Below are 2,309 nucleotides of genomic sequence, written 5' to 3'. Positions count from 1 at the left end.
GGTGAGCCCGGCGGCGAGGGTGAGGGGGATCGCCGCCAGCGCGGCGAGCAGGGCGTGGAGCAGGGGCCTTCGGAGCATGGTGGAGGAACTCCTGTCACAGGTCGAGGTGCGGTGTGTGACGGCCCGGTGCTCCCCCGACAGTCAACCAGCAAAGTCGACGCATCTCAATGGAATCCCGTTTCACGCAAGGCATTCACGGCCAATGCTTTTCAACATCTTTCTCATATCGTGAACATCAACAAAATTCACGATCATGAATGTGGCGGCTAAGGTTTGCTCATCGTCCAGACCGCCTGTCGGGTGTGCCACGAGCCACCCGGGGGCCACCACAGTAGGAGGACCGGGAGATGTCACTCCCTCGCACTCATCGGCGGACCCTCGCCGCTGCGGCCAGCGTGTTCGCCAGCGCCGCCATGGTCACCACCATGATCGGCGCACCGGCGGCGGCCTCGGCCACCGGCGAGATCCTCAGCGCCGGTGGCGCGACCGCCGTGGCCGACAGCTACATCGTGGTACTCAAGGACACCAGCGTCGGCGGTCGCGCCGGCACCCGGCAGGGCGAGGTGAAGAGCACGGCGGGCTCCCTCGCCGCCCGCTTCGGCGGCAGCGTCGGGCACGTCTACGGTGACGCGCTCAACGGCTTCGAGGTGAAGCTCTCCGAGCGGGCCGCCAAGCGCCTCGCCGCGCACCCCGACGTCGCCTACGTCGAGCAGAACCACACCGTGACGACGACGGCCACCCAGAACAACCCGCCGTGGGGCCTGGACCGCATCGACCAGCGGAACCTCCCGCTGAGCCGCACCTACACCTGGAACAGCAGCGGCACCGGCGTGACGGCGTACATCATCGACACCGGCATCCGGACCACCCACGTCGACTTCGCCGGTCAGGCCGTCGACGGCTACGACGCGATCGACAACGCGCTGCCGGCCGCCGACTGCAACGGCCACGGCACCCACGTCGCGGGCACCGTCGGCGGCAACACCTACGGCGTGGCGAAGGACGTCCGGCTGGTGGCCGTCCGCGTGCTGAACTGCCAGGGCAGCGGCACCTGGGCGCAGGTCATCGCCGGCATCAACTGGGTGACCTCGAACCACCAGGCGGGCCAGCCGGCGGTGGCGAACATGAGCCTCGGCGGTTCGACCAACGCCGCCCTGAACACCGCCGTGGCGAACTCGATCGCCGACGGCATCACCTACGCCGTGGCCTCCGGCAACTCGAACGCCAACGCCTGCAACTTCTCGCCGGCCTCCGTGCCGACGGCGCTGACCGTCAACGCCTCGCAGAGCAACGACGCCCGCGCGTCGTTCTCCAACTACGGCACCTGCACCGACCTGTTCGCCCCCGGCGTGGGCGTGCTGTCGGCCTGGTCCACCAGCGACACCGCCACCTCGTCCATCAGCGGCACCTCGATGGCCTCGCCGCACGTCGCCGGCGCGGCTGCCCGGGTGCTCAGCGTCAACCCGAGCTGGACGCCCGCCCAGGTCCACTCGTACATCGTCAGCCAGGCCACCCCGAACGTGATCACCAACCCGGGCACCGGTTCGCCGAACCGCCTGCTCTACCTGGCTCCCACCTTCTGACCGACACCGTCGGCACACCGGCCCCGGGGCGTCCGCGCCCCGGGGCCGGCGCGCGTGCGGAAGACGTCGACGGGTGTCCATGTTGCGGGGAGCCCGGGGCGCGCCTAAGCTGCCGTCAGTGGGAGCGCTCCCGGGCCCGTGGGCGGGGATCTGTCGCGAGGCTCCTGGCCCGACGACCCGCCTGCGGGCCGTCGGCGTACGAACTGCCGTACCCGTCGGGCGGACGTGGCGTCCCGCCGCCCTGCGCTGCCGGCACCCCCACCACCGATCGGAAGCGAAGGCACCCGTATGAAGCTCCTACCGCGCCCGTCCCGGCGCACCCTGGTCATGGCCGGCGCGGTCGGCGCGCTGACCGTCGCGGCGTCGGCCGCGGTCCCGGTCGCCAGCGCCCAGGCCGCCACCGGCTGCGCCGTCACCTACACCACCAGCAGTTGGTCCGGCGGCTTCACCGCCAACATCACGATCAAGAACCTGGGCGACGCGGTCGACGGCTGGACGCTCGGCTTCGCCTTCCCCGACGCCGGCCAACGGGTCGGCCAGGGCTGGTCGGCGACCTGGAGCCAGGCCGGCGCCGCCGTCACCGCGCGCAACGTGAGCTGGAACGGCGCGCTGGCGACCGGTGCGTCGACCAGCATCGGGTTCAACGGCACGTGGAGCGCCGCCAACCCCGCGCCGACGGCGTTCACCCTCAACGGCACCGCCTGCACGGGCGCGACCACGCCGACC

3 protein-coding genes are annotated in these 2,309 nt (G+C 71.2%); all 3 read left to right on the top strand.

The window, feature by feature from the left end; translation table 11 throughout:
* A partial coding sequence (locus F6X68_RS34545) for a hypothetical protein (protein ID WP_225852564.1) occupies positions 1 to 270 on the top strand: 270 nt, incomplete at its 5' end.
* 77 nt (positions 271 to 347) lie between these two features.
* The gene (locus F6X68_RS32230; RefSeq protein WP_151457771.1) at positions 348 to 1,583 is read left to right on the top strand and encodes a S8 family peptidase; all 1,236 of its coding nucleotides are present in this window, start codon (positions 348 to 350) and stop codon (positions 1,581 to 1,583) included.
* 288 nt (positions 1,584 to 1,871) lie between these two features.
* The coding region (locus F6X68_RS32225; protein ID WP_192581641.1) for a cellulose-binding domain-containing protein at positions 1,872 to 2,309 on the top strand (438 nt) is incomplete at its 3' end.

The sequence above is a fragment of the Micromonospora sp. AMSO12t genome (assembly GCF_008806585.1).
Taxonomy (GTDB): Bacteria; Actinomycetota; Actinomycetes; order Mycobacteriales; family Micromonosporaceae; genus Micromonospora; species Micromonospora reichwaldensis.
This window is presented reverse-complemented; position numbering and strand designations above follow the sequence as displayed.

Coding starts and splice junctions, on each gene's coding strand:
- F6X68_RS32230 (WP_151457771.1), top strand. CDS start 348: ATGTCACTCCCTCGCACTCATCGGCGGACCCTCGCCGCTGCGGCCAGC.